A 24,933-nucleotide genomic window follows, 5' to 3' on the forward strand; every position below is an offset into this window, starting at 1 on the left:
GACTTCCGGTGGAAAGTTAGGGCGCCAAGGGTCCTAAGGCCCTAGTTTCCTCGCGGAAAGACCCGAGAATAATCCAACCACTTTATTTTCCCAGGGGGAGGGTGCCATGCGCCGCGCCGCGTCGTTCGCCACAGCTATTTCCGCTTTCTGCGCAGCCGCCGTGCTGGCTGGGTGCGGGTCACCCGCAGCAGCCCCGGCCACCAGTTCCCCGCCAGCAACGACGGCCACGGCGACGGCCAGCGCAACGCCGGGCACCGCCACGTCACCCGCCGTCACGGTCCCGGCGGGCTGGAAGACGTTTACGACGTCGGACGGCTCGCTGGCGTTCGACTACCCGGAGTCGTGGACCATCAAGGACCCGGCCGGCCAGCCCGCCGAGGGCGGTGTCTTTGTGGAGCTCGTCAGTGACTACGGCAAGACCATGGCGACCCTGCGGACCAACATGGTCACGGGGGCCGAGTGCACCGAGAAGTTCCCCTTTATGATGTACGACGCCGAGCCGGTCCCGGCGCTGGCCCAGGACGGAGTGGCGCCGCGGTTCGTCTACGAGGGGCGTACCAATCCGGCGTCGAGTGATCCGTCGACGTCCCTGATGCTGGCCTACGGACTCACGTCCGCGCCGGAGCCCACCGGCGACACCGCCTGCCCGATTTTCCACTTCTTCACCTGGCCGCCCAGCGGCGCCATGTTCGGCGGCGTCTACGACCCGTTCGACACCACCCCGGGACGTCCGATGCACGTGGACACCCCCGAGGTGTACATGGACACCACCGAGTACAAGTACGTCAAGCAGGCGATCACCTCACTGCGGCCGGCCGGAAAGCAATGACGTGAGGAGGCCGGCGGTTTCATCCGGCACTGTCGCCCGCCTTTCCGGAACTGCAGCCGGCGCCACCGTGTGCACGTCGGTGGGACTGGTCCTCCTGCTGACATCCTGCGGCTTGTTTCCGGCCGAGCCCGGGGGTTCCGCCGTTTCGACGGGCCAGACCCAGGACAGCAGCCCGGCTCCGTCCATCCCGGCTCCCGGGCCCACGGCTCCCGGGCCCACGGCGTCGGAGGGGACGCCGTCGTCGGGCTGGAAGACTTTCACGACGACGGACGCGGGACTGTCGTTTGACTACCCCGCGGGATGGACGGTGAAGGACCCCGGCGGGGCGCTCGGCGGCGAATTCGTGGACGTGCTGAACGCCGCGGGGAAACCGATGGCGGGCCTGCGCACCAACATTGTCACCGGGGCGGAGTGCGTCGGCAGGACCCCGTACGAGGTTTACGATTCCGAGCCGATGGTCGCCCTCGCCGAGGGCGGAGGCGCCGACGGCGGTGTGCCCCGCTACGTGTTCGAGTCCCGGGGTGACGACACCGATCCGGTGGCCACCCGGTCCACGATCGCGGCCTACGGCATCACCATGGTCCCCGAAGAGTCCGGCGACATGGCGTGCCCGATGTTCCACCTCTTCCTGTGGCCACCGAGCGGCGCGTTCTTCGGCGGGACGTACAAGCCCGAGTACAACGAGACGCCCGGGGACCCCGCGCTGCCGTACCTGGAGAAGGCGAAGTTGTACGCGTCCACCCCGGAGTACCGAGACGTCCGGACGATGATCACGTCCCTGCGGCCGGCGGAATTGCCGGCGGGTTAGCCGCCGGGCCCCGGCCTGCCCCCGCGGCAGCACCCCCGGGGTTACGCTTGCCGTACCAGCCCGTTCGTCCTGGCACCGCTTCTGGCACTGAAAGGCCCGTCATGAGGATCAATCCTCGTCGCACGGACGCGTCCCAACCCAAGCGCGAGGCTTCCAAGGAGGCGGCTACCAAGGATGCCGATTCCGTTCCCGGCCGGCGCCGGCCGGGACGACGAAAAGGACTGCGCATCCTGGCCGTAGCGGTGCTGGCCGCCGTCGGGCTGGGCCTGGCGTCGACGGGCGCCAACCTGCTCCTTGAGCGGCAGGAACGGGCCAGCATCACCCCTTATGGCGAACGAGTGGAGATCGCCGGCGGGACGGTCAACGTGTATCGGAACGGCCAGCCCGGCCATCCGATCGTGCTCCTCAGCGGTCTCGGAACGGCCGCACCGGCGCTTGACTTCGCACCGCTGATCCGGGAGTTGGGCGACTTCAACATCATCGTCGTGGAGGGATTCGGTTACGGCTACAGCGACATGACCGCCGGGGAGCGGAGCAATAAGAACATCAGCACGGAAGTCCACGAAGTGCTGGGAAAGCTCAACATCACGCAGCCCTATACCCTGGCCGGGCACTCGATCGCCGGCTTCTACATGCTGGACTACGCCAACCGTTACCCTGCGGAAGTCGCGGCCGTGATCGGGATTGACGTCACCGTGCCGAAAGCCACGGGCGGGCCGGTGGAGGTGGATTCTGGAGGCTTCAACGTGTTGCGGCTGCTCGCCGTCACCGGGGTCGTCCGCGCCGCCCTCGCGGTGGCGCCCGGGCTCGCGGAACCGGACGGCGACGCCTACACGCCGGAGGAACGGGAACGCATGCGCCTGATGGCGAGCTGGAATTTTGGCAATCAGGCCGTGGCCGACGAGACGGCCCGGATCGGGAACAACGCCTCGGACCTGCGCGGAATCAGCTACCCCGATGCGTTGCCTGTGCTGGCTTTCGTCGTCGCCGACGGATCCCCGGATGCCGCCGGCAAGGCTGAGTCGTTGGAGAATCTCCTGAAGGACGTTCAGCGCCACGAAATTGTCCCGCTATCCGGAGGTCACTACCTGCATTGGACCCAGTCCAAGACGATGGCTGAGGAGATCAGGGCTTTCCTCGCCGCCCGGTAGCAGATCTCCTCAGCGGCCCGTCGTCGTCGGGGGCTTATCTGCTGGGTGCCGCGATCCCGCCCGCAGCGCGGTCCGGATGTTGACCTTCGAGGTGTACGAGATCGAGCCGTACTGGAAGAGCCGGACGGCGAGGCGGAGCATCACGGCCGCGCCGACGAAGAGGATCACGATCACAATTCCGGCTTCGAGCACGCTCAGGGAGCCGAAGCCATTGCGCAGCAGGGCGGTCACCGGGGCGGAGAACGGGAAGAAGGTGAAGATCTGCACAATCACGGAGTGCGGATCGGAGACCACCAGGGCCACGGCGTAGAACGGCACAAAGATCAGCGCCATCATCACGCCCATGAAGTTTCCGGCCTCCTTGGCGGTGGGCATCACGGCGCCGATGGCCACGAGGGTGGTGGTGAACAGGGCGAAACCGCCGACCAGGATCAGCAGGCCCACGGTCATCCGGACCGGATCGAGGATCAGCGGGGGCAGGTCCAGGGCCGCGAGGCTGAGCTCCTCGGGGAAGAACAGCCGGCCGATCACGACGGGGGAGAGAAACACGATCATCTGCACCAGGCCGATGGCGAAAAGTGCGATGACCTTGCCCGCGATGAGCGTGGTCGGTTTGAGCGTGGTCAGGATCATCTCGGTGACGCGGTTTTCCTTCTCCTCCAGCGTGGAGTTGAGCATCTGCCCGGCCAGAAGCACGATCAGCCCGTAGAAGATGACCAGGAAGACCAGCGGCGGGATCACCGCGCCCAGGCCGCCGGATACCTCGGTGCCGTCATACGTGAAGGTCTCGATCTGCACCTGTCCTGCCGCGAGGGCCGACAGTTGCGAGGAGCCGATCCGCTGTTCGACGGCGTGCGTCAGCATGGCCTGCGCGACGGCTGCGTACTTGCCGTTCTCGAAGAGGCCCTGGTCCGCGCCGTAGACACGCACGGCCGTCGACTCGGGGTGGGCCGGGTAGTCGAAGAACGCGTCCACGGTGCCGGACTGCACGGCGGTGATCCCGGCGTCGGGGGATTCCGCGGTGGTGGCCCCGAAGAGCGCGGCGTCCTCGGCGGTGATCAGTCCGGAGGCATCCGTGTAGGAGATGCTGAACTGGGCGCTTTTCTGCGCCGCGGCGGCGGTGTCCGTGCTCGTGTTGCTGAGGAAGATCAGCCCGAAGACCACGGCAAGGATGAGCGGGACGGACAGGGTGCCGATCCAGAACCGGCGTTTGGTCACGGTGCGGATGAACTCGAAGCTGAGGACGGTGCCGAGATTGTGCTGCCGATTGTGCTGCGCCACGGCACTACGCCCCGTCCCGGGCGGGGGCCGGTGCGGTGCCGGGGGTCGCTGCCGCCGCGGGCTGGTTCTGGTCGCCGTAGACCCGGATGAAGATGTCCTCGAGGGAGATTTTGGTGGTGGTGAAGCTCCGGACGGTCACGCCGGCGTCCACCAGGTCCTTGAGGATGGCGGCTTCGTCGGTGGCATCGGTGATGGAGAGCTCTGCGTAGTTCGTTTCCCGGAGCACCGCCTCGTAGTGCGGCGAGGGCGGGAGGGCGCCGCTGTGCCTGATCCGGATGATGCGCCCGCCATACTTGTTCTGCACCTCGTCGATGGTGCCGTAGGCCTCCGCGGTGCCGTCCTTGAGCAGGATGACCCGGTCGCAGAGCCGCTCCACCTCCTCCATCTGGTGGGTCACCATGACCACGGTGGCTCCACCCTGCTTCTGCTCGGCGATGATGTCCATGAGCAGGCGCCGGTTGACGGGGTCGAAGCCCTTCGTGGGTTCGTCCAGGATCAGCAGCTCCGGGTTGTTCATGATGGTGACACCGAGCTGGACCTTTTGCTGCTGCCCGCTGGAGAGCCTGTCCAGCACGGTGGAGGCCCGGTCCGCCAGCGCCACCCGGCCCAGGTACTCGAGCGACCATTGCCTGGCGGTGCGCCGGCCCATCCCTTTGAGCCGGCCGAAGTAGGTCATGATGTCGATGACCTTCTCCTTCTTGTAGAGCCCGCGCTCTTCGGGAAGGTAGCCCAGCCGGTCGCCGTGCTCGGGTTTGAAGTCCCGGCCGTTGATGTGGAGGATCCCGGCGGTGGGCTCGTAGATGCCGAGCAGCGCCCGGATGGTGGTGGTCTTGCCGGATCCGTTGCTGCCAAGGAAACCGAAGGTCTCACCGGCGTGCACGTCAAAGGACAGGTCGCGGACCACGGTGGTGTCGCCGAAGTCCATTCGGAAGCCGCTGATGTGGACCCGTGCCTCGTCCATTGCGGCTCCCGATAGTGCCGGGCTTACCGCCCGGGGGTGTTGCCGATGCGCCGCCTAGACGGCGGGGATATGCCGGTGCCGGCGGTGCGCCGGTTTCGGCAGGCCTGCCCTAGTCTTGCCGGTGCCGCCCCATGCGTTGGAACGGGCCTCTTTGATCAGCCCTGTGCCGGCGCATTCACGGACCGCCATGATGCCGTCCGCGGCGGACTGCTTGTCCTCAAAAGCCTTGGAAATTGCCAAAACCGTGCCGTCGGCGCCGAGGAGCCGGAACCGGACGTTGGCCTCAGCGTCCGTAAAGATCTCGAATTGTCCTGCCATCTTGTTTGTCCTTTCGGGCAATGCAGCACGGCGGGAGGGTAAGGCACTTCCATGTGCCAAGCCGTTTTCTCGACAAGTCCCCGCAGCGCACTTGACCATCCTTCCCGCCCGGGTCTGCGAAGGGTAAGGGGCGAAGGTCCCTATGTGGAAAAGTGCACGGTTGCTCTGGCGGCCACCGGGAGGGGCGTTAGATTGGGATCATGGCTGAGTTTCCGAGGGGTGATTCCGGCGAGTGGGTCCGGCTGACGGCGCGGGTCGACGGCGTGGTGCAGGCCGTTGGCTTCCGCTACTGGACCGTGCGCCAGGCCGATGAACTGGGGCTGACCGGCACAGTCAGGAACAACACCGACGGTTCGGTGGGCATCGTGGCGGAGGGCCCCCAGTCGGTGGTGCTGGAGTTCCGGCGCTGGCTGCGCTCACCGGAGGCGCCGGGGCAGGTGGAGAACGTGGACGAATCGATCTCCCGGGCCACGGGGGCGTTCAGTAATTTCCGGGTGGTGTACTGAGGGTGAGCAGGCCGTGGCCCAGGACGGCTTTGCGCGACACCGTTCTGTAACCCTCGCGGTCAAACAGCACGGTGAGGAGGTCGCCGTCGTGCCCCATCACCAGGCCCGGGCCCCAGAGGGCATGCTCCACGCGGCAGTTCAGCGGGAACGCCCCGGCGCCGACGGCGGCAGCACTGACGGCGGCGGCCCCGCCGCCGGCGCCGTCGCCAACACCGCCCGCGGCAGCCCCGCCGTCGTGCTCCCCGTCGTGCTCCTGCAGCGATGCCGAGCCGTCGGTGCAGGTGTCGCAGTTGCCGCAGGGTTCGGCCAGGTCCTCGCCGAAGTAGCCGAGCAGGAACTGACGGCGGCAGCGGTGCGTTTCGGCGTAGCTGCGGATCATGGCGATGCGCGACTTGTCCACGCGCTCGCGGGCGGCTGCGAGGTCGACGGCGCGTTCCACCACGAGGGCGGGATCCGCCGCGGGGTCGAGCGCCACTTCGAGACGGGCGCCGTCGTGGTGTGCCGTGACGGCGCCGGTCTCCTGCAGCTGGTTCAGTAGGCCGGTGATCCGCCGGGCCGGGAAGCCGGTCCCTTCGGCCAGCGCCGGCGGCGGGAGCGGCGACCCCGACCCGCGCAGCACGGTGAGGACCGCCAGCAGTGCGGCCTCGTCGGGGGTGTGGGTGGCGAAGTAGCGCCGCAGGCCCAGGTCCTCGGAGCGGTAATGCAGCACGGCGACGGCGGGCTGGCCGTCGCGTCCGGCCCGGCCGATCTGCTGGTAGTAGCTGTCCAGGGATTCGGGAATGTCCGCATGGAGGACGAAGCGGACGTCGGGCTTGTCGATGCCCATGCCGAAGGCGGTGGTGGCGACCACCACGTCGAGGCCGCCGTTGAGGAACTTCTGGTGGACGAGCTCCCGCTCGGTGGGCGTGCGGCCGGCGTGATAGGCCGTTGCGCGCAGGCCGTTCCGGGCCAGCCGTGCGGCGTACTTCTCGGTGTCCCTGCGCTTGGCGGCGTACACCAGCCCGGGCCCGTGCCCCGCGGTGACCAGCTCCGTGACTTGGCTGATGACCGCCCGGCGCTTCGCCTTGTCCTCATGGTGGCGGAGCACCTCCAGTCGGATGTTGGGCCGGTCGAAGCCGTGGACCAGGACCAGTGGATTGGCCATGCCGAGCCGGGCCAGGATCTCCTCGCGCACTGGGGGAGAGGCGGTGGCCGTCAGCGCGGCGGTGGTCGGGTTCCCCAGGCGCTCGCGGACCTCGCCCAGACGGAGGTAATCGGGCCGGAAATCGTGGCCCCAGGAGGAGACGCAGTGGGCCTCGTCCACCACGAACAGGGCGATGTTAAGCGCCGCGATCCGTTCCACCGTGCTGTTCTTGGCCAGCTGCTCCGGGGCGAGGAAGAGGAACGCCGCCCCGCCGCTTTCCACCGCCTGCCAGGCACGCTCCTGCTCCGCGGCGCTGTGCGATGAGTTGACTGCGACGGCGCCGCCCGGCCCCGCCGCTTCCCGGAGCCCGTCCAGCTGGTCCTCCTGCAGCGAGATGAGCGGGGACACGACGACGGCGGGCCGCTGCTGCCGGCGGTGCAGCAGGAGCGCGGGCACTTGGTAGATGGCCGACTTCCCGTAGCCGGTGGGCATCACGGCGAGGACGTCCCGGCCGGCGGCAAGGGCGCACATCCCGGTGAGCTGGCCGTCGCGGAGGTGCGCAAGGCCAAAGGTGACGTCCGCGAGCCGACGGAGGTCGCCGTCGTCGAGGGCCTGGGTCATGGGTGCGGCTCCGTTGCGGCGTTGCGACAATGCGGGGTGGGCGGGGCGGGCAGGTGCCGGCCGTTGGTTTCAGCGTAGGACTTCCCGGAAAAGTTACAAAAAGTCTTAGTGTCGCCGGAAACGAGGGTCCAGCCCTGACCGGGGCAAAGGTCCCTCGGCAGCGGGCCAGTTTCTGAGTAGGGTGGCCCCATGCAGAAGATATCGCTCGATGCCCTTGCCCGTCAGCAGCTGGCGGCTGCGGTGGCGGCACCCAGCGGGCGTGCTGCGGATACGGCGTTTGGCGGCCATGAAAAGACGCTCCGCCAGACGGTGATGGCGTTCCGGGCGGGGACGCAGTTGAGCGAGCACCAGAACCCCGGCGAGGCGACCGTGTTTGTGCTGCGCGGCTGCGTGCGGCTCCGCGCGGGCAATGAATCCTGGCAGGGCAAGACCGGGGACCTGCTGATCGTGCCGGACGGGCTGCACAGCCTGGAAGCGGAAGAGGACTCGGCGATCCTGATGACCGTCGCGAAAATCAAGACCTGACGGCTGGGCCGACGGCCGGGCCGCGGTCGAGGCGATCGGCCAGGGCCGGATTACCGCAAGGAGCTGGACATGACTGTCGTTCCGTTCGAAGAGGTTCCACAGACCCGGCGGTGGTGGGCGCGGGCCGCTTATCTCGCGGTCTTCTGCGCGGCGCTGGTCCCGCTGGTGGCCGCGGGGTTGGCGGGCACTGTTGCCCTGCTCGTGACCGCTGCCGGCGGCCTCGTGGTGATGGTGGCTGGGATCTACTGGTTCCTCATCAGCCGCGGTTTTCTGCGCTGGTGTGCTCTGGTGCTGGCGGTGCTGGCCCCGTTGGTGGTTCTCTTCCTCTTCATTCAGGCGGGCCTGCTGTTGGAGGTCATGATCACCGTGGGGCTGGTGTTTGTGGCGCTGGTCTGTGCCCGGGCTGCCCTCCGTGAGCCCCGGGCAGGGTCGAAGATGACCGAGTACCCTGCCCCCAAACCGAAGCACCCCTTCGTGGTGATGAATCCGCGCTCCGGCGGTGGCAAGGTGGTCAAGTTCGAGCTGCAGCGGAAGGCGGAGGAGCTCGGGGCCGAGGTGGCGCTGCTGGAGGGTCCGGGCAAGGTGGATGTCGCGGCCCTGGCCCGGGATGCCGTGGCCCGGGGAGCCGACCTGCTCGGCGTCGCCGGCGGAGACGGAACCCAGGCGCTGGTCGCCGGCATCGCGGCCGAGCACAACCTCCCGTTCCTGGTGATCAGCGCCGGCACCCGCAACCATTTCGCCCTGGATCTCGGCCTGGACCGGGAGGACCCCACGGGCTGCCTGGATGCCCTCCGTGACGGGGTGGAGCTGCACGTGGACCTGGGCAAGATCAACGGCCGCACCTTCGTCAACAATTCCTCCTTCGGGGTCTACGCCGAGGTAGTGCAGAGCCCGGAGTACCGCGATGACAAGGCCGGAACCGTGCTGCAAATGCTGCCGGACCTCATCAAGGGCGCCAAGGGCGCGCGGCTGCACGCCAAAATTGACGGCACCACCGTGGACGGGCCGCAGGCGGTGCTGGTGAGCAACGGCCCGTACGGCAGCCACGACCTCGCGGGCCTGGGCCGCCGCACGCGCCTCGACCGGGGCGTGCTCGGCGCGGTGGCGCTCTCCGCCTCGACCACCCGTGAGGCTGTCGGCCTGCTGCGGCGGGCGACGAAGCGCGGCCTGATCCAGCGCACCGCGGTGGAGGTGGTGGTCGACGCCGATGTGCCCGAGATCCCGGTCGGAGTGGACGGCGAGGCGCTGCTGATTCCCACCCCGGTGCGGTGCACCATCGAACCCGCCGCCCTGCGCGTCGTGGTCCCGCGGAAGCGTCCGGGCGTCCCGCCCGCCCAGCCGGCGCTGGACCTGGTCCGGCTCCGTGAGCTGGCGTGGGGGCACCGGGCTCTGTACGCCGCAGCCCAGGGGGCCGCAAGCGGCGGATAACGCGGGCGTCCTAGTTGCGCCTCGCCCACAGTTGCAGCCAGACGAGCAGGCGCGTCTCGGGATCGTCCAGGTCGATGCCGAAGAGCGGCTCCACGCGGGACAGGCGGTAGCGGACGGTGTTGACGTGCACGTCCAGGGATTTGGCGGCTTCCACGGCGTTGCCGCTGCAGCTCAGGTACGCGTAGATGGTTTCTTCGAACGACTTCTTCTGGTGTTCGTCATACTCGGCGATCCGGAGGGCGTGGGCGCCGGGCAGCTGGCCGGACGCCGACAACGACGTCACCATCTGGCGCAAATGCAGGCTGGAGCCGAGGGATTCGTCGTCGGCGACGATGTCATCGGAATCGGCCGCTATGCGTCCCTCAGCGACATTCCGCACCAGCTCGGACAGGACCAGTTCGGCGTTAACCCGGGACTCCTCGAGCCGGTCGATCGTCGCCACCACACCCAATGCGGCCAGGACCGGCCGGGAGAGCAGCCGCCGCGCATTCTGCACAATCTTCAGAAGCGTGCCGCGCTGGAACTGACGGGAGGATCCCGCGGTCTGTGGCAGGACGATGTAGACGACGTTGTCCGAGAACCCGCAGACGGCCGACGGCAGCCGGATGGCGCAGGCGGTCCGGATGGCATCAAAGAGCCGCAGGCGGGATTGCAGGGTTTCGGACGCCATCGCATTGGACGGCCAGATGCCCAGGGCCGCAACGCGGATCGAGGACGCCGAGATCCCGAGCCGGATGGCGGCGAGTTCGGCGCGCTGCGGCTCGAACAGCAACGGCTGGACCAGATCGATCTGGCGGGTCAGGTTCGAGACGTAGGTGGTGCGCTTGTGCAGGATGTGGAGTGCCGCAACATTGGCGGCGTCCCGGAGGATCCGGTTTGTGTCCTCGTTGTGGTGGTCCGCCCGTTCGAGGAGCCAGAGCGAGCCGAGCACGGCGTCGCCGGCCCGGATGGAAACGGCCGTGCGCCGGAGCAGCGGATCCGCCGTCGCCACCTGCAGCACGCCGGTGGCGGCATGGACGCGCCGGTAGTCCTTGTCGGTTTCAGCGGACGGCGGCACTTGCAGCCGCAGAATGGAGCTCCTGCGCGTTTCGTCGATGGGCTGGTCCGGGAGGGTCGAATACGCCAGAACCGTCTGATCGGGGGCGGCGATCGCAACGGCGCCGCCCGCCTGGGCGGCCACGGTGTTGGCGAGGTCGAACAGGTCACCCGGACGGATGTCCACCAGGGTGCGGCCCGATTGCCGGTGCGGGACGACGACGGCGTCCATGATCTCCGCGACCTGGTTCCACGGGACCGAGTCGGAGGCCCGGAAGAGGGCGATCCCGGCTTCCCGGGCGGCCGCCCGCAAGGCCTTGTCCGAGCTGCCGTTGGACTTGTAGACAATGGCCACGTACCCGGCATCGCTGAGCTCCCGGACCTTGGCGCTGAGACGCTTCCCGGTCAGGGACAAGCCGATGGCCAACGCAACGGCGCCGGGGAACCTGGCCGGCAGGGCCGTCGAATCGTAAAGCACTGAACCGGCGACGATCTGCTGGTCATCGGCCGGCATCTCGACCAGGCTGACAATTTCCGACCCTGCCGAGCGGGCGACGTCGGCCAGGGTCGGCAGCGGATGCCTCGCCGCCGAGGGAGCCGCCGTCGCCGATTCGCGAATTTTGGCTGTTTGGTAGTTGCTGCTAATGGCAAGCCCCCCAATTTGTTGCTATCTCCATAGGTGCGCGTCATTCCGGTTCCTACGCTGAACCATAACGCAGGACAGCGAGAGAAAGGCCCTACTTGAAAATCAGCGATGCCCGGCAGCTCATCCAGGTGAAGGCCCCCGTCCTCTCACGCCGACGCCGGGTCCTGGCCAACGCGTTCAACGTCGAGGAGTACCGGAAATCGGCACAGCGGGTCCTGCCGGCCGGGATCTTCGATTACCTCGACGGCGGCTCCGAGGACGAAGTGACGCTTCGGCGCAACCGCGCCGTCTTCGACTCCTGGGCGCTGATGCCCAGCTGGGGCCCGGTCTCCGGACCCGATACCAGCACGACCCTGCTCGGAAGAAGCAGCGCCCTGCCCCTGACCTTGACGCCCACCGGCGCAACCCGGCTGTTTCATCCCGAGGGCGAGCTGGCCGTCGCGGCCGCCGCCGACCGGGCACACATCCCCTACGGACTGGCCGGGCTAAGCACCGTGGCCATGGAAACCATTGCGGAGAACCACCCGGGACTCGACCGCTGGTTCAACTTCGGGCTCACCTCCGACGCCCAGGCCCTCAAGGACAAACTGGTGCGCTGCGAAGCCGCCGGATTCAACACCCTGATTGTCGGCGTCGACACGCGCGCACTGGGATCCAGGGAACGGGACCTGCACAACGGCTTTACTGCCCCGCCTGCACTGACGCTGTCAACCATCGCGGATATCGCCCGGCGCCCCGCCTGGTGGATCAACTTCCTCAAATCGGACGGCATCAGCTTTCCAAACCTGGATCCGCGCAGTCCCGCGGCCACGTCTGTGGTTACACCCTCCATGTGGCAGCACATCCTGGGCCATTCGGATGCCACCAGCGGATGGAAGGAACTGGAGGCCTTGCGGCAGGCCTGGCACGGCAAGATCGTGCTCAAAGGCTGCGTCAACCCGGCCGACGTCGCAAAGGCCGCCCGGATCGGCCTGGATGCCGTCCAGCTGAGCAACCACGGCGGCCGCCAACTCGACCACATGCTGAGTCCGATGGATGTGCTGCAGGAATCCCGGCAGCGGGTGGGCGACTCACTTGAGATCTATGTGGACTCGGGAATCCGCCGGGGCAGCGACGTCCTCAAGGCGCTGGCGCTGGGCGCTGATTCCTGCTCGATCGGCAGGGCCTACCTGTACGGATTGGTGGCGGCGGGCTCGCCCGGCGTCGGGCGCATCATTGAGATCTTCGCGGACGAGCTGCGGCGTACGATGACGTTAGTGGGCGTTTCCAGCATTTCGGAGTTGAAAGCTCGGGGCGGGGAAATTCTGCGGGACATCCGTCATTCCGGAGAAACCATTGAAACTACAGCGTCAGGCAACACGCACTAACGAGTTCTGAACTTGCAGGCACCCAGTGCCCTCCTCCCGCAGACTTGCGGGAACCACGGAACACTCTGAACAGCTAAGGAAACCATGCGCACCCGATACGTACTTCCCGTTCTCACCATAGCCACGGCACTCGCACTCTCCGGCTGCGTCGACAACAGCGCACCGGCCGCCACCGGCGCGGCCTCCGGAAGCGCCGATGCCATCGAGGTGAAAAAGAATGACTCCATCGCCGCGATGCTCCCGGAGAAGATGAAGACCGCGGGCGTGCTCAACGTCGGCATGGCCAACAACTACCCGCCCAACGAGTTCAAGGACGACAACGGTGCGCCGGCCGGCTGGGCCGTGGACCTCACCAACGCCCTGGGCCAGGTCATGGGCCTGAAGGTCAACTTCGACATCGGCACCTTCGACAACATCCTTCCGGCCGTGAAGGCAGGAAAGGACGACATCGGCGTCTCCTCCTTCACCGACACCCTGGAACGTGAACAGCAGGTCGATTTCGTCAACTACTACTCCGCCGGAATCCAGTGGGCCGCCCCGAAGGGCAAGACCGTGGACCCCGAGAACGCCTGTGGGCTCAAGGTTGCCGTCCAGGCCACCACCTACCAGGACACGCACGAGGTGCCGGCGAAGTCCAAGGCCTGCACCGACGCCGGCAAGCCCGCCATCACCATCTTCAAGTACGACGCCCAGGACCAGGCCACCAACGCCCTGGTGGTGGGACAGGTGGACGCGATGAGTGCCGATTCCCCGGTGACCCTATACGCGATCTCCAAGACCAAGGACAAGCTGGAGACCGCCGGCGATGCTTTTGAAGTGGCACCCTACGGGATGCCGGTAGCCAAGGGCAGCGAATTCACGCCCGTCCTGCAGAAGGCCCTCCAGACGCTGATCGACGACGGCACCTACAACAAGATCCTCTCCAAGTGGGGCGTGGAGGCCGGCGGCGTCAAGACGGCGGACCTCAACGTGGCAGCCAAAGGGTGATAGCAGATGAGCGAGCCGGAATCCGACCGGATGATTGAGGCGGAACCGGGCAAAACCGGGGCGTCCGGCAGGACGCCGCGGGCCGGACGCGGGCGGCACGATGACGACGCGCCGCCGGAAGCGATCGTCGCCATCCCGCTGCGCCACCCCTGGCGGAACGTGGTGGCGGTACTCCTCGTCCTCGGGCTGGCGGTCTTTGTGCTGGACGCCGCCCAGCGCGCGGACTATGGCTGGCCTGACGTGGGCAAGTACATTTTCGACCGCCGGATCAGCCAGGCTGCCTGGGTGACGTTGTGGCTGACCATCTACGCGATGATCGGCGCGATCGTGATCGGCCTGCTGCTGGCCATCATGCGGCTGTCGCCCAACCCGGTGCTGAAGAGCATTGCCTGGCTGTATATCTGGATCTTCCGGGGAACCCCGGTCTACGTGCAGCTGGTCTTCTGGGGCATCGTGTCCCTGATCTATCCGGTGTTCACGCTGGGCGTTCCGTTTATGGAGCCGTGGGTCACCGTCCCGAATGAGATCTTCACCAACCTCTTCATCACCGCCGTGATCGGGCTGGCCCTGAACGAAGCCGCGTACATGTCCGAAATCGTGCGCGCCGGGCTGTTGTCCGTGGACCAGGGCCAGGAGGAAGCATCGACGGCGCTGGCCATGTCCTGGGGCCAGACGATGCGGTACGTCGTGGTTCCGCAGGCGATGAAAATCATCATTCCGCCCACCGGCAACGAGGTGATCTCGATGCTCAAGACCACCTCCCTGGTCGCCGCGATCCCGTTGAGCATTGACCTGTACGGTGTGTCCCGCGGTATTTCCGCGGTGACGTTCACGCCGGTGCCGCTGCTGATTGTCGCGTCCCTCTGGTACCTGCTGTTCACCTCCATCCTGATGGTGGGACAGCACTTCATTGAGAAGCGGTTCTCCCGCGGAACCGGGCGGGTCAAGACGGGCAAGGAACCGGCGACGCCGGGACCGGCGCCGACGGCGGTTCCCGGCGAGCCCGCCCCGCCGATCGGCACAGATTTTGGAGGAAAAGGATGACGGACGCGCCGATGGTGCTTGCGGAGCGGGTCTCCAAGAATTTCGGCACCAACAAGGTGCTGCGCGGGATCAGTCTCGAGGTCGACCCCGGCGAGGTGCTCTGTATCGTGGGCCCTAGCGGGTCGGGCAAGTCGACCTTCCTGCGCTGCATCAACCACCTGGAACGGGTTGACGGCGGCCGGCTTTCGGTCGACGGACAGCTGGTTGGCTACCGCCAAAAGGGAGACAAGCTCTACGAGCTGAAGCTCAAGGAAGCAGCCTTCCAGCGTCAGGAAATCGGGATGGTGTTCCAGCGGTTCAACCTGTTTCCGCACCTGACCGCGGTGGAGAACATCATCCTGGCGCCCATGCGGGTGAAGGGTATTTCCAAGGCCAACGCCACCGCCCGGGCCATGGAACTGCTGGATCGTGTGGGCCTGGGCGACAAGGGGGACGCCTATCCGGCGCACCTGTCCGGCGGGCAGCAGCAACGGGTGGCCATCGCCCGCGCCCTGGCCATGGATCCCAAGCTGATGCTCTTTGACGAGCCGACCAGTGCCCTGGACCCCGAACTCGTGGGCGAGGTGCTCGACGTGATGAAGGAACTGGCCAAGAGCGGCATGACCATGATCGTGGTGACCCACGAGATGGGGTTCGCCCGCGAAGTGGCGGACACGCTCGTCTTTATGGACGAAGGCGTGGTGGTGGAGGCCGGACCACCGCGGGAGATCCTGGGCAATCCGCAGCACGACCGGACCAAGGCGTTCCTCTCCAAGGTTCTCTAAGGCAGGTGACCGCGCGGCGGCGGGCGTGGCCGGACCCGAACCTGTGGCTTCGCCGCCGCGCGAGTGGAAAAATGAAGTCGTGGAAAGCCTCGCGGACAGCAAAGTCTGGGCGGACTACAACGCGGCCCAGGCGGAGCGTCCCGTGCGCTCCCTCTGCCTGGACGCCATGGCGCTCGCCGGTCCGGGCAACGGCCGCCAGGCCATCGACCTCGGCTGCGGCGCCGGGAAGGAAACGCTGGCGATGCTGGCCGGCGGCTGGCGCGTGCACGCCGTCGACTCGCTGCCTGACACCCGGGACCGGCTCCTGGGAATCGCCCCGGCGGACGCGGACGGCCGGCTCAGCATCGAGATGCGGGCCTTCCAGGACCTCCGGGCACTTCCCCGGGCGGACCTCATCTTCGCCGGCTATTCGCTGCCGTTCATCCACCCGGACAAGTTCAGTGGGTTCTGGGCCGTGATGCTGGATGCGCTTCGGCCCAGGGGCGTCGTGGCCGTGAACCTGTTCGGCGACCGGGACTCCTGGGCGGACGTCCCGGAGTGGAACTTCCACACCGAAGCCGGGGCTCGGCAACTGTTCGACGGGCTGGAGATCCTGAAGTTCGAGGTCTACGACGACGACGGGCAGTCCTTCCGCGGTCCCAAGCACTGGCACATCTACGACGTCATCGCCCGGAAACCGTGACCCGCTGAATGGCTGTTTGCGCAGACATCGCTCCGACGCGGACTAACCTGGTCAGTCCCGCCCGCGTCGGAGTCCGGTGGACTACTTTGTCACGTGGACGACGACAGTCTTGTCAATCGACTGTTCTACGCCGGGATTGTCGATGCCAGTTACAGTCCAGTTTCTGAGCAAGAGAACGGTCTTTCCTGTGTCCGCGTTGTACACGACCTTCGTGAAGCCCAGAGCCGTCAACTCCTCGTCCAATGCTGCGGCGTTAGTCCCCGCTACGACTGCCGGAATGACAGCCGTCAGGGGCGCGGCCGGAGCAGCTGGCGCGGCAACCACAGGGGCCGCAGCCGCAACGGTTACCGGGGCAGCTGTAACGGTAACGGTAGCTGTCTGAGTCACGGTATGCGTGACCGTCGGAGCGGCCTGCGGCGTGCTTCCCCCTGCACAACCGGACAGTGCCAGACACAGGACGGCACCCAACGCCAACGCTTTCTTCATATCTCCCCATTCATTTTCTTTGCTTGATCAAATGATCTCGTCGCCGAGGCCGGATCCATCTTCCGGTGGCACCGGGCAAAGTCACCGATCGGACACCGTCCCGTTGGCTACAAGTCTGCAACGATGACGATCTGCTACCCGAAAAGTGTGGCCTCGGCAGCTGGCAGGGGCCGCTGACGTCCACGTGTTCCGTGCCGTAAGCCGGCCCGTCGCCGCGGGAATTTCCGTCCGGTTCGATTTTGGCGGGCACCGTGGGACAGACTGTTGCCGTGAGCAACTCTCCCCGGACGGGTCTCGCCGTCGCAGGACTCAGCCTGGGCACGGCCCTGAACCCGCTGAACTCCTCGATGATCGCCGTCGCCCTGGTGGTGCTGCGCGCGGACTTCGGGCTCGACGTCGCCACCGTCACCTGGGTGATCACCTCTTTCTACCTCACCTCGGCGGCCGGCCAGCCGCTGATGGGCCGGCTGGCGGACCGGTTCGGCCCGCGGCGGCTGTTCATGATCGGCATGGCACTGGTCGCGGTGACCTGCGCGCTGGCCCCGTTCGCGCCAAACTTTGCTGTGCTGTGCGTGGCCCGCGCCGTCATGGCCTTCGGCACGGCCGCGGCATACCCGAGCGCCGTTGTGATGGTCGGGGCGCTGGCCCGGCAGGCGAACGTGAAGTCCACCCGGCCGCTGGGCCGGATCCAGATGGCCAACACCTCCGCGGCCGCGGTCGGACCGGTGGTCGGTGGATTATTGGTGGGCTTCGTCGGCTGGGAAGCCCTGTTCCTTATCAACGTCCCGCTGGCGCTGGCAGCGATCATCCTGGTCCGCCGTTTCGCCCCGGCGGACGAGGACCGGGAAAGCGGCCGGGCCTCGGAGCTGCTGCGGGACTCGGACCTCCCCGGCATCCTCGCCTTCATCGGCTCCATGGTCCTGGTGATGATGGCGCTGCTCAACGTGCTGCCGGCCTACCGCTGGTGGCTGCTGGGCGCAGGCACGCTGCTGGCAGTTCTCTTCGTGTGGCGCGAGCTGCGCTTCGCCCCGCCGTTCCTGGACCTGCGGCTGCTGGGCAGGAACCGGCCGCTGCTGCTGGTTTATCTGGGCTTCGCCCTGTTCAGCGCTGTCTACTATTTCGCGTTCTTCGGCCTGCCGCAGCTCCTGCAGGAAGCCGGCGGCTACGAACCCGGGGTGGTGGGCCTGTTGATGCTGCCGCTGGCCGCAATGTCGGTGGTGGTGACGCCTCTAGCAGTCCGCGCTATCGACCGAATCGGGGTCAAGCGGGTGCTGGTCTCCGGCGTTGTTCTACTCATTGTGGCCTCTGGGACGATGTGGCTGCTGACCGCCTCGTTCGCCATTCCGTTGGTGCTGGCGCTGACCGCGTTCTTGGGCGTGCCGTATGGGGTGGCCAGCATCGCCTATAACCAGGGCATGTACCTCTCCACCCGGCCGGAGGAGCGCGGGGTGGCCGCCGGGATCTTCCAGACGTGCCGTTACCTCGGCGCGATCACGGCCACCGTGCTGATCGGCATCTTCTACGGCACAGGAGTGAACCAGGCCAACTGGGGGCTGATGGTTTTTGTCATGCTGGGACTCGGCGCGGTGGTGTTGGTGGTGTCGTTGATGTGGCGGGAGCGGCGGGGCTAGACGTCCGGCGCCGGGCGATGCCACCGGTGACCGCCACGCCCAGGCTCAGCAGCGCCGTCAGCAGGACACCCAGCCCGACATGGACCTGGAGGAGCGCCGCACCGGCCGCGGCGCCCACCAGGATCAGCACCACGGCGCCGAGCCGCCGGCCCCAGTGGGCGCCGGTTCCGCCGCCCAGCCGGGAATCTGCGGCCAGCCCGGTCAGTGTAGACGTCACCACCACCGTCGTGACGTCCTTGACGCTCAGATGCCGGGCTGTCGCGGCCTGGAGACCCATGGCCAGAGCGAGGGCCGCCGTGATGATCAGGGTAATCGGACTCCCGGCGTGCGGCGGGACGACGAACAAGACGGCGGCAACAGCGGCCATGACCAGTCCGACGGCCGTCAAGAGGGCGGTGGTGCGCCGGCTCCAGCCCGAGGCTTCGGGGCGCAGGATCCTGCCAGCGATAACGGCGCCGACCACAAAGCCCGCCAGGGCAATCGCCGGTCCCAGCACGGGCAGCTCATCCGCCCCCACGAAGGCCATCCCCAGGATCACGACGTTGCCGGTCATATTGCCGGTGAAAACACGGTCAAGGCCCAGGTAGCCGACGGCATCGATAACCCCGGTGGAAAACGTCAGCACCAGCATAAGGATCAAGTGGAGCCGGCCGGGACCGGAGGATTTCAGGCGGTTAAGCAAGGGAGGCCTTTCGTGGGGAGAGGAGCGACCCGCTGAGGCGGACCGCCAGGGCGAGGAGTTCGGCGTCGCGGCTGGCCGGGCCTATGACGCTCAGCCCGCAGGGGAGGCCGTCTTCGGTGGTCAGGGGCAGGTTCACGGCGGGCAGCCCGGCGATCCCGGCGATGCAGCTCAGCGTCATGGTGGCGCGGCGCACCCGCTCGATGACGTGCCCGCCCAGGGCGGCGTCGCTGAGCAGCGGCGCCACGGACGACGCCGAGGGGAGCACCAGCAGGCCGCCGCCCACCACGGCCCGGATGTGCTGCCGGGCGGCGCGGAGCACGTCCCGCGCGTCATCGGCCTGGCGCTGCTCAATCCGGGAAGCGGCCCGGAACCGGCCGGCCACGTCGGGGCCGAGGGAGTCCCAGTGCCGGATCACCCACGGGCCGTGCTGCTGCCAGGCCTCGTGTCCCTGGACGGTCTGGAAGGCTGTAAGCCATTCGGGGAGGTCCCCGGTCCGCAGGGATGGTGCGTCCAGGCGAGGCAGGCCCGGGGTTCCGGCCCAGTCGTTGAGGCATTCCTTCACGGCCCGGCCCACGTCAGGCTCCGCCAGGGCGAGCAGTTCCGGCACGAAGGCCGCGTCCGCCAGCGGCATTGCGGGCCGCTGCGGGAGCAGGACACTGCCGACGGCGGCAAGCGTCGCCGCATCCCGGGCCATCCAGCCGACCGTGTCTAAGGACGGGGCCAGGGGGAGCACCCCTGCGGTCGATACCGCGCCGTGGGTGGTGCGGATGCCGAAGAGTCCCTGGTAGGCGGACGGAACGCGGATGGACCCGCCGGTGTCCGTCCCCAGGCCAATGGTGGCCTGGCCCAGCGAGACCGCGCTCGCGGACCCTGACGAGGACCCGCCACTGATCCTGCCCGGCGCCTGGGGGTTGGGCGGCGTGCCGTAGTGCGAATTTGTGCCGGCCAGGCTGTAGGCGAACTCGTCCGTCCGGGCGATCCCGGCCACCACGGCGCCGGCCGCCAGCAACGCGACGGCCGCGGGCGCCGTCGTCGTTTCCGTTTCAGCCCCGGCGAGCCATTCCTCGTTGCCGGCCCCGATCCGAAAGCCTTCCAGCGCGAACAGGTCCTTGACCGCGACGGACATGCCGGTCAGCAGGCCGGCGCCGGTGGCCAGCAGCAAGGGGCTGCCCGTTTCGCGCCACACGGCCGGATCCGCCGGCGTTCGGGTCCCCGACCCTGCCGTCACGGGAGGAAGTCCTCAACCCGGATGCGGGCGTGGACCCCTTTGACGAGGTCAACCACCTGGGAGATATTGAAGTCCGTGGCGGCGCTGAGGTAGGCGTAGGCCAGGCTGGGGTCCATGCCGTAGCGGGCCTGGAGCAGCCCGACGGCGGCGCGGACGCAGTTCTGCACGGCGGTGTCGAGGTCCTCGTCCATTCCGGTGGGGACCAGGAACTCCGGGGTCTGCGCCATCGGGCCGCCGAGGACGCCGAAGTTGCGCACCGCCTCGTCCTGCGGGACGACGTCGAACCGCAGCTTCACCCGGAGCGAGGCTTCCATGGCGGTCAGCGAGACCTCCCCGTCGCCCTGGGCGAAGTGCGGATCGCCCACATAAGCCAGCGCATCGGGGACCTGGACCGGCAGGTAGAGCGAGCTGCCCGCGGTCAGGAGGTTGATGTCGATGTTGCCACCGTGGGTGCCCGGTGGGACCGAGTGCGGCCGCTGCGTGCCGTCCACAGCGACCCCCATGATGCCCAGGAAAGGTTTGAGCGGGAAATGCACGGAGGGCTCCGCCCCTGGACGCAGCGGCAACCAGCCGGAGGGGGTGCCGTCGTTGGCGTCGCGGACGGTGGCGAAGGCGCTGTATGTGTCCGGCCCGAGCGGGAACTCGCCGCTCAGGGAACCCCGGCCGTGGCGGCTGGAGATCACTCCATAGGGCACCCGGGGCGTTGTCTCCAGCACGGTGATCTTCAGCAGGTCCCCGGGCCGGGCGCCCTTGACGGCGATGGGGCCGGTCACCACGTGCGGACCCAGCCCGCCGGCCAGCCGCTGGATGCCCGAGGCTGCCAGCTCGACGGCGTCCCGCAGGACCATTCCGGCGTCGACCCCGTGGGATCCGAAGAACGCCCGGGGATCCCGGCCCTGGTCCTCAAGGATGCCTTCATGGCTGATGGTGTCGATGGTGACGTCGGTGCCGGCGTCGATGCTGAGGACGGGCCGGTCACCGGCACAGGGGAGGGACCCCCAGAGCACATTTTCCGTGGCGGAAGGCAGGTAACAGGTTCCGTCCTGGATGCCGTCCCAGGGCTGCAGCGCGCGGGCGGGGACGGACGGGATTGCGGGAGCGGACGGGATCAGGGCGGTGGTCACGGGTGTTCTCCGGTCGGGTGGGGAGCGGCAGGGTCAGGGTGGTGAGGGGCGGGGTGCAGGGTGGTGTCATTCGCAGCCCCGGATCAGGATTGCGACGTCGGCCAGGTGGTCGCGCATGGCGATGCCCGCGCCGGTGGCGTCCCGGGCTTCGATGGCGTCGAGAATGTGGCGGTGGCCCTCGATCGAGCTCCGACGGCCCTCGAGGGTGGAGTGGGAGCGGAGCCGGACATCGGTGGTCCATGAGCTGGTCAGCGTGAGGACGGTCGCCATCAGCTGGTTCCGGGCGGCCTGGGCCAGGATCGTGTGGAACTGGATGTCCAGCCGCAGGGCCTCCTCGGGGGAGAGGTGTTCGTTGGAGCTGTTGAGCACGTCCTGGAGCTGGATCAGGTCCGCCGCGCTGGAGCGCACCGCGGCGAGTTCGGCCACCAGGGGTTCCATCGATCCGCGCAGTTCGGCCACGTCCTGCTGTGCATGCCCGACGCCGGCGAGCCGGGCGTAGAGCTCGCTCACCGGCGCCGGTGGTGCGGCCACGAGTGTTCCGCGGCCCTGGGTGCGTTCCAGCAGGTGCTTGCTTTCGAGCTCCTGCAGGGCGGACCGCACCGTGGCCCGCGAGACAGACAATTGCGCCGCCAGCTCGCGCTCGGTGGGGAGTTTGTCCCCGGGGAGCAGGCCCCGGGATGCGATCTCCCGTTCGAGGTAGGCGGCCACTTCCGCGCTCCTCGGGGCGCTGCGCCGAAGGGTGGGGCGGGGGTCTGTACTCGGGGTCACGGTGCGGCCTTTCTGCGGGCTGTGCGGGGAGGGAACGGCGTCGGGGGCTACTTGGCGGACTGCAGGACAGGCCCGGCGGCCGGTTCCAGCCCGGCCACGGCCGCCGGCTTCGTGAAGCAGAACGCGACCGCGCCGATCAGGAGCAGCACTGCGGAGAGGTAGAAGCCGGCTTCGAGGGCGCCCGTCGCATCCGCGAGGGCGCCGGTGATGTACGGGGCAAAGATGGAGGAGAGCATACCGGCGAAGTTGAAGTAGCCGTAGGCCCGGGAGTACATGGACCGCGGGGTGTTTTCCGCCAGGAAGGCGATGAGGATGGGGTCCAGGGCAAGCTTTCCGACCAGGCCGTAGACCACGAGGCCGACGATCATGAGCGAGTATTCGCCGGTCATCGGAACCAGGATCTGGCACAGTCCGCCGAGGACGGCCAGGAGCACGATCAGCGGGCGGGTGTTGCGGAGGCGGCGGGCCAGCATGCTGAGCAGGATGGCACCCGGGATGGAGGCCCAGGGGACCAGCGAGGCGATGATGCCCGTCTGCGAGGGGGCAACGTCGCGGGCCTGCTGGAGGTAGGTGGGCAGCCAGGTCAGCATCGAGAAGAAACCGTAGAGGGAGCAGAATATCAGCACATAGGTCAGGAGGTGGTTGCGGGTGAAGAGCGCCTTGTTGGATTCCTTGACGGCCGGAGCCGCCCCGTTCAGTTCAGCCTCGGCGGTCTTGACGGCCTGGGCCTTGTGCTCGGCGTCGATCGGGGAAAGGTAGTAGTTGATCAGGAACGCGACGATCAGGGTGGCAGCGCCGAAGACGAGGAAAGTGACGTGCCATTCCAGGCCGAGCGTGAAAGTGAGGTAGCTCGAGCCGATGAAGCCGAGCGAGATGCCCACGGCCATGCCGCTGTTGATCAGTGCGGCGGAGACGCCGCGCCATTTGTCCGAGATGTAGCTGGAGGAGATGCCGTAGACGGGGCTGTAGAAGGTTCCTTCGCCAATCCCGGTGAAGGCGCGCATCAGCAGGAAGATCATGAAGCCGGGGGCGAAACCGCTGAGGATGGTGCCGATGCCGAAGACCACGTAGCCGGCCACCACCACCTTGACGCGGCCGATCCGGTCGGCGATGTAGCCGGTGGGGATCTGCATGAGCGCGTACGTCAGGAAGAAGACGGTGGACATTAGGCCGAGCTGGCCCCGATTCAGGCCCCACTGCTCCTGGATGACGCTCATGACCGGCGAGAGGATGTTGCGGTCCGCGTACATAAAGACCCAGCCCAGGGAGAACAGGACGGTGACAGCGACCGGTCCTGGCCGTTTTCCGCTGACCGGAAGGAGCCGACGGCGGGTGGTCCCGGTTGCGGCGGCGGCCGGGGTGGCGGCCGTGCCGGGCGGTGTGGTGCCTGGCTTTTCTGCGGTGGAAACGTTCAAGGGATGCTCCTGGAGGCTCTTGGCTGATTGGTTCATTGGTAGAACCAATTACCAAGCTAGGGGGCAAAATCCTTGATTTTCCGGGGGTTAGGAGCAATTTACGGCCGCGAAACGGGCTTTTACATCCCGTTTACATGGTCGTCTCTTGGCCGACGCATAGGACCATTCAGATGTCGTTTCTGTTGCGCGTGGCGTTGTCGGTGCGGCGCTCGACGGGGAGAGAGTCGCTGAGCGGCGGTGCCAGGAGCGCCAGTAGTCGAGGCATCTTGACACGCTTGGAACCCCGGAATACCTTCGGCCTTAACGGGGCGATTCGCCCGTTCCTCACTGCCTTCACAGATTCATCGGCGACCCGCGGGGCGTTGCCCGGCGGGGTCTGATGGGTCTGGGTCTGCGCGTCGGGCGGTGAAACGCGCCGGGGGGATCCAATTCGGTCTCTCGCCTGTAAGGAGTCGGAAATGGCTGAAGGAACTGGATTGATCAAGCGGTTCTACACCGAGGTGGTTGGGGACGGAAATCTCGCCCTGATCGACGAATTGGTGAGCGATGACTTTGTCGATCACGATCCCCTTCCGGGACAATCGCCCTCCAAGGACGGTGTCGGGTTCTTCGTCAACACGATGCGGGCGGCATTCCCGGATCTCAGGGCCACGACAAGCGAACCGGCGCTTGTGGACGGAAATCTGGAGGCGCTGTACGTGGTCCTGACCGGCACGCACCAGGGTGAACTGATGGGTGTCGAGCCCACCGGCCGGAGCGTCGAATTCAGCGGCATCGACATCATCCGCGTCGACGGCGGCAAGGTCGTCGAGCATTGGGGAGCCACGGACATGATGGCCCTCATGCAACAGATCGGCGCAGTGCCTACGTAGGGCGGCAGCCGTCGTTCGTCAGCGGTTCTGATCCCCTGTTTCCGCAGGCCCAAATCGGTCCATAATGACCACATAAGCTCCGGGGACCCTCGCGCCAATGATGGCCCGGGACCGAAGCCGGGGGGAGAGCATCGCCATTGCTGCGACACATCAACGCACAGAAGGAGATCATCATGCTGAAGGATTCAAACATCATGGCAGTCCTCCCCGCGAAGGACATCAACAGAGCGAAGGATTTCTACCGGGACAAGCTGGGAATCGAACCCTCCGAGTCCATGGAGGCCGACACCGTGATGTACCGCTGCGGCAACGGGACGAGCTTCCTTATTTACCAGACAGAGAATGCAGGGTCAGCCAAGAACACCCAGATGGGCTGGGAAACGGACAACCTCGACCGCGAGATGGAGGAACTGCGGGGCCGTGGCGTCGTCTTTGAAGACTACGATTTTCCCGGCCTGAAGACGGAGAACGGCGTTGCCACCGCTGACTGGGGCAAGTCCGCCTGGTTCCTGGACAGCGAGGGCAACATCCTCAACATCAACCAGCGCGCGTAGGCCCGGGTCTGGCGCCGATCAGCACCGCCAGGCACCGCCGCCGCCAGGCACGAACCCGACGCGAAACCGGCCCCCACCTTCAAGGCGGGAGCCGGTT

Annotated in this window: 25 protein-coding genes; 14 read left to right on the forward strand and 11 right to left on the reverse strand. The window is 67.3% G+C overall.

All coding sequences use genetic code 11. The features are described from left to right. Positions 1 to 106 precede the first annotated feature (106 nt). From ABIC21_RS07615 to ABIC21_RS07625, 3 genes are all read left to right on the forward strand, one after another. Positions 107 to 829 carry a hypothetical protein gene (locus ABIC21_RS07615; protein WP_354349797.1) on the forward strand — a complete coding sequence of 241 codons (723 nt, stop codon included), beginning with the start codon at positions 107 to 109 and terminating at the stop codon, positions 827 to 829. Between the two features lies 1 nt (position 830). After that, entirely contained in the window at positions 831 to 1,637 is an 807-nt protein-coding gene (locus ABIC21_RS07620; protein ID WP_354349798.1) for a hypothetical protein, read from the forward strand. 101 nt (positions 1,638 to 1,738) lie between these two features. Further along, positions 1,739 to 2,788 (forward strand): alpha/beta fold hydrolase, encoded by a 1,050-nt coding sequence (locus ABIC21_RS07625; protein ID WP_354349799.1) that lies wholly within the window; start codon positions 1,739 to 1,741, stop codon positions 2,786 to 2,788. 9 nt (positions 2,789 to 2,797) lie between these two features. Here ABIC21_RS07625 and ABIC21_RS07630 read toward each other — a convergent pair whose 3' ends face one another. From ABIC21_RS07630 to ABIC21_RS07640, 3 genes are read right to left on the reverse strand one after another with little or no spacing between them, the layout of a single operon-like run. Continuing rightward, the gene (locus ABIC21_RS07630; protein ID WP_354349800.1) at positions 2,798 to 4,069 is read right to left on the reverse strand and encodes an ABC transporter permease; all 1,272 of its coding nucleotides are present in this window, start codon (positions 4,067 to 4,069) and stop codon (positions 2,798 to 2,800) included. A 4-nt stretch (positions 4,070 to 4,073) separates the two neighbouring features. Beyond that, positions 4,074 to 5,030 carry an ABC transporter ATP-binding protein gene (locus ABIC21_RS07635; protein ID WP_354349801.1) on the reverse strand — a complete coding sequence of 319 codons (957 nt, stop codon included), beginning with the start codon at positions 5,028 to 5,030 and terminating at the stop codon, positions 4,074 to 4,076. A 54-nt stretch (positions 5,031 to 5,084) separates the two neighbouring features. Continuing rightward, positions 5,085 to 5,348, reverse strand: a complete 264-nt coding sequence (locus ABIC21_RS07640; RefSeq protein WP_354349802.1) for a YegP family protein — start codon at positions 5,346 to 5,348, stop codon at positions 5,085 to 5,087. Positions 5,349 to 5,548: 200 nt separating this feature from the next. Here ABIC21_RS07640 and ABIC21_RS07645 point away from each other — a divergent pair, with 200 nt between their 5' ends. After that, positions 5,549 to 5,854, forward strand: a complete 306-nt coding sequence (locus ABIC21_RS07645) for an acylphosphatase (protein WP_354349803.1) — start codon at positions 5,549 to 5,551, stop codon at positions 5,852 to 5,854. Here the strand turns inward: ABIC21_RS07645 and ABIC21_RS07650 are convergent. After that, complete coding sequence (locus tag ABIC21_RS07650) at positions 5,829 to 7,598, reverse strand: RecQ family ATP-dependent DNA helicase (protein ID WP_354349804.1); 1,770 nt, start codon at positions 7,596 to 7,598, stop codon at positions 5,829 to 5,831. The genes ABIC21_RS07645 and ABIC21_RS07650 overlap by 26 nt on opposite strands. Positions 7,599 to 7,787: 189 nt before the next feature. Here ABIC21_RS07650 and ABIC21_RS07655 point away from each other — a divergent pair, with 189 nt between their 5' ends. Beyond that, positions 7,788 to 8,123 carry a cupin domain-containing protein gene (locus tag ABIC21_RS07655; protein ID WP_282383819.1) on the forward strand — a complete coding sequence of 112 codons (336 nt, stop codon included), beginning with the start codon at positions 7,788 to 7,790 and terminating at the stop codon, positions 8,121 to 8,123. 69 nt (positions 8,124 to 8,192) lie between these two features. After that, a complete protein-coding gene (locus ABIC21_RS07660; RefSeq protein WP_354349805.1) occupies positions 8,193 to 9,551 on the forward strand; it encodes a diacylglycerol/lipid kinase family protein in 1,359 nt (452 codons plus the stop codon). A 10-nt stretch (positions 9,552 to 9,561) separates the two neighbouring features. On the opposite strand, the gene ABIC21_RS07665 is transcribed toward ABIC21_RS07660, so the two are convergent. Then, positions 9,562 to 11,100, reverse strand: coding sequence for a PucR family transcriptional regulator (locus ABIC21_RS07665; protein ID WP_354349806.1), 1,539 nt, complete (start codon positions 11,098 to 11,100; stop codon positions 9,562 to 9,564). Between the two features lie 227 nt (positions 11,101 to 11,327). Between ABIC21_RS07665 and ABIC21_RS07670 the strand changes: the two genes are divergently transcribed. From ABIC21_RS07670 to ABIC21_RS07690, 5 genes are all read left to right on the forward strand, one after another. Next, positions 11,328 to 12,599, forward strand: a complete 1,272-nt coding sequence (locus tag ABIC21_RS07670; RefSeq protein WP_354349807.1) for an alpha-hydroxy acid oxidase — start codon at positions 11,328 to 11,330, stop codon at positions 12,597 to 12,599. Between the two features lie 84 nt (positions 12,600 to 12,683). After that, positions 12,684 to 13,586 carry an ABC transporter substrate-binding protein gene (locus ABIC21_RS07675; RefSeq protein WP_354349808.1) on the forward strand — a complete coding sequence of 301 codons (903 nt, stop codon included), beginning with the start codon at positions 12,684 to 12,686 and terminating at the stop codon, positions 13,584 to 13,586. Between the two features lie 6 nt (positions 13,587 to 13,592). Beyond that, on the forward strand, positions 13,593 to 14,630 hold the full coding sequence (locus ABIC21_RS07680) for an amino acid ABC transporter permease (RefSeq protein ID WP_354349809.1): 1,038 nt from the start codon (positions 13,593 to 13,595) through the stop codon (positions 14,628 to 14,630). Further along, positions 14,627 to 15,394, forward strand: a complete 768-nt coding sequence (locus ABIC21_RS07685) for an amino acid ABC transporter ATP-binding protein (RefSeq protein ID WP_354349810.1) — start codon at positions 14,627 to 14,629, stop codon at positions 15,392 to 15,394. Before ABIC21_RS07680 ends, ABIC21_RS07685 begins: the two co-directional genes overlap by 4 nt. 79 nt (positions 15,395 to 15,473) lie before the next feature. After that, on the forward strand, positions 15,474 to 16,076 hold the full coding sequence (locus ABIC21_RS07690) for a class I SAM-dependent methyltransferase (protein WP_354349811.1): 603 nt from the start codon (positions 15,474 to 15,476) through the stop codon (positions 16,074 to 16,076). Between the two features lie 81 nt (positions 16,077 to 16,157). Here ABIC21_RS07690 and ABIC21_RS07695 read toward each other — a convergent pair whose 3' ends face one another. Further along, a complete protein-coding gene (locus tag ABIC21_RS07695; RefSeq protein WP_354349812.1) occupies positions 16,158 to 16,319 on the reverse strand; it encodes a hypothetical protein in 162 nt (53 codons plus the stop codon). Positions 16,320 to 16,831: 512 nt separating this feature from the next. On the opposite strand from ABIC21_RS07695, the gene ABIC21_RS07700 reads away from it, so the two are divergent. Beyond that, positions 16,832 to 18,193 carry an MFS transporter gene (locus tag ABIC21_RS07700; protein WP_354349813.1) on the forward strand — a complete coding sequence of 454 codons (1,362 nt, stop codon included), beginning with the start codon at positions 16,832 to 16,834 and terminating at the stop codon, positions 18,191 to 18,193. On the opposite strand, the gene ABIC21_RS07705 is transcribed toward ABIC21_RS07700, so the two are convergent. The 5 genes from ABIC21_RS07705 to ABIC21_RS07725 form a co-directional block, all read right to left on the reverse strand. Beyond that, a complete protein-coding gene (locus ABIC21_RS07705) occupies positions 18,129 to 18,875 on the reverse strand; it encodes a YoaK family protein (protein WP_354349814.1) in 747 nt (248 codons plus the stop codon). The two genes, ABIC21_RS07700 and ABIC21_RS07705, sit on opposite strands and share 65 nt — an antisense overlap. Next, positions 18,868 to 20,103, reverse strand: a complete 1,236-nt coding sequence (locus tag ABIC21_RS07710) for an amidase (RefSeq protein WP_354349815.1) — start codon at positions 20,101 to 20,103, stop codon at positions 18,868 to 18,870. The genes ABIC21_RS07705 and ABIC21_RS07710 overlap by 8 nt, the downstream gene beginning before the upstream one ends. Next, complete coding sequence (locus tag ABIC21_RS07715; protein ID WP_502935967.1) at positions 20,100 to 21,227, reverse strand: acetamidase/formamidase family protein; 1,128 nt, start codon at positions 21,225 to 21,227, stop codon at positions 20,100 to 20,102. Before ABIC21_RS07715 ends, ABIC21_RS07710 begins: the two co-directional genes overlap by 4 nt. A 66-nt stretch (positions 21,228 to 21,293) precedes the next feature. After that, positions 21,294 to 21,995, reverse strand: coding sequence for a FadR/GntR family transcriptional regulator (locus ABIC21_RS07720; RefSeq protein ID WP_354349816.1), 702 nt, complete (start codon positions 21,993 to 21,995; stop codon positions 21,294 to 21,296). A 47-nt stretch (positions 21,996 to 22,042) separates the two neighbouring features. Then, complete coding sequence (locus ABIC21_RS07725; protein ID WP_354349817.1) at positions 22,043 to 23,446, reverse strand: MFS transporter; 1,404 nt, start codon at positions 23,444 to 23,446, stop codon at positions 22,043 to 22,045. Positions 23,447 to 23,868: 422 nt separating this feature from the next. Here ABIC21_RS07725 and ABIC21_RS07730 point away from each other — a divergent pair, with 422 nt between their 5' ends. Both ABIC21_RS07730 and ABIC21_RS07735 read left to right on the forward strand, forming a co-directional pair. Next, the gene (locus tag ABIC21_RS07730; RefSeq protein ID WP_354349818.1) at positions 23,869 to 24,282 is read left to right on the forward strand and encodes an ester cyclase; all 414 of its coding nucleotides are present in this window, start codon (positions 23,869 to 23,871) and stop codon (positions 24,280 to 24,282) included. 173 nt (positions 24,283 to 24,455) lie between these two features. After that, a complete protein-coding gene (locus tag ABIC21_RS07735) occupies positions 24,456 to 24,836 on the forward strand; it encodes a VOC family protein (RefSeq protein WP_354349819.1) in 381 nt (126 codons plus the stop codon). Positions 24,837 to 24,933 lie beyond the last annotated feature (97 nt).

Source organism: Pseudarthrobacter sp. PvP090 (genome assembly GCF_040547365.1).
Taxonomy (GTDB): domain Bacteria; phylum Actinomycetota; class Actinomycetes; order Actinomycetales; family Micrococcaceae; genus Arthrobacter.

Coding starts and splice junctions, on each gene's coding strand:
- ABIC21_RS07660 (WP_354349805.1), top strand. CDS start 8,193: ATGACTGTCGTTCCGTTCGAAGAGGTTCCACAGACCCGGCGGTGGTGG.
- ABIC21_RS07635 (WP_354349801.1), bottom strand. CDS start 5,030: ATGGACGAGGCACGGGTCCACATCAGCGGCTTCCGAATGGACTTCGGC.
- ABIC21_RS07645 (WP_354349803.1), top strand. CDS start 5,549: ATGGCTGAGTTTCCGAGGGGTGATTCCGGCGAGTGGGTCCGGCTGACG.
- ABIC21_RS07650 (WP_354349804.1), bottom strand. CDS start 7,598: ATGACCCAGGCCCTCGACGACGGCGACCTCCGTCGGCTCGCGGACGTC.
- ABIC21_RS07685 (WP_354349810.1), top strand. CDS start 14,627: ATGACGGACGCGCCGATGGTGCTTGCGGAGCGGGTCTCCAAGAATTTC.
- ABIC21_RS07730 (WP_354349818.1), top strand. CDS start 23,869: ATGGCTGAAGGAACTGGATTGATCAAGCGGTTCTACACCGAGGTGGTT.
- ABIC21_RS07735 (WP_354349819.1), top strand. CDS start 24,456: ATGCTGAAGGATTCAAACATCATGGCAGTCCTCCCCGCGAAGGACATC.
- ABIC21_RS07625 (WP_354349799.1), top strand. CDS start 1,739: ATGAGGATCAATCCTCGTCGCACGGACGCGTCCCAACCCAAGCGCGAG.
- ABIC21_RS07680 (WP_354349809.1), top strand. CDS start 13,593: ATGAGCGAGCCGGAATCCGACCGGATGATTGAGGCGGAACCGGGCAAA.
- ABIC21_RS07665 (WP_354349806.1), bottom strand. CDS start 11,100: ATGCCGGCCGATGACCAGCAGATCGTCGCCGGTTCAGTGCTTTACGAT.
- ABIC21_RS07725 (WP_354349817.1), bottom strand. CDS start 23,446: ATGAACCAATCAGCCAAGAGCCTCCAGGAGCATCCCTTGAACGTTTCC.
- ABIC21_RS07655 (WP_282383819.1), top strand. CDS start 7,788: ATGCAGAAGATATCGCTCGATGCCCTTGCCCGTCAGCAGCTGGCGGCT.
- ABIC21_RS07675 (WP_354349808.1), top strand. CDS start 12,684: ATGCGCACCCGATACGTACTTCCCGTTCTCACCATAGCCACGGCACTC.
- ABIC21_RS07615 (WP_354349797.1), top strand. CDS start 107: ATGCGCCGCGCCGCGTCGTTCGCCACAGCTATTTCCGCTTTCTGCGCA.
- ABIC21_RS07640 (WP_354349802.1), bottom strand. CDS start 5,348: ATGGCAGGACAATTCGAGATCTTTACGGACGCTGAGGCCAACGTCCGG.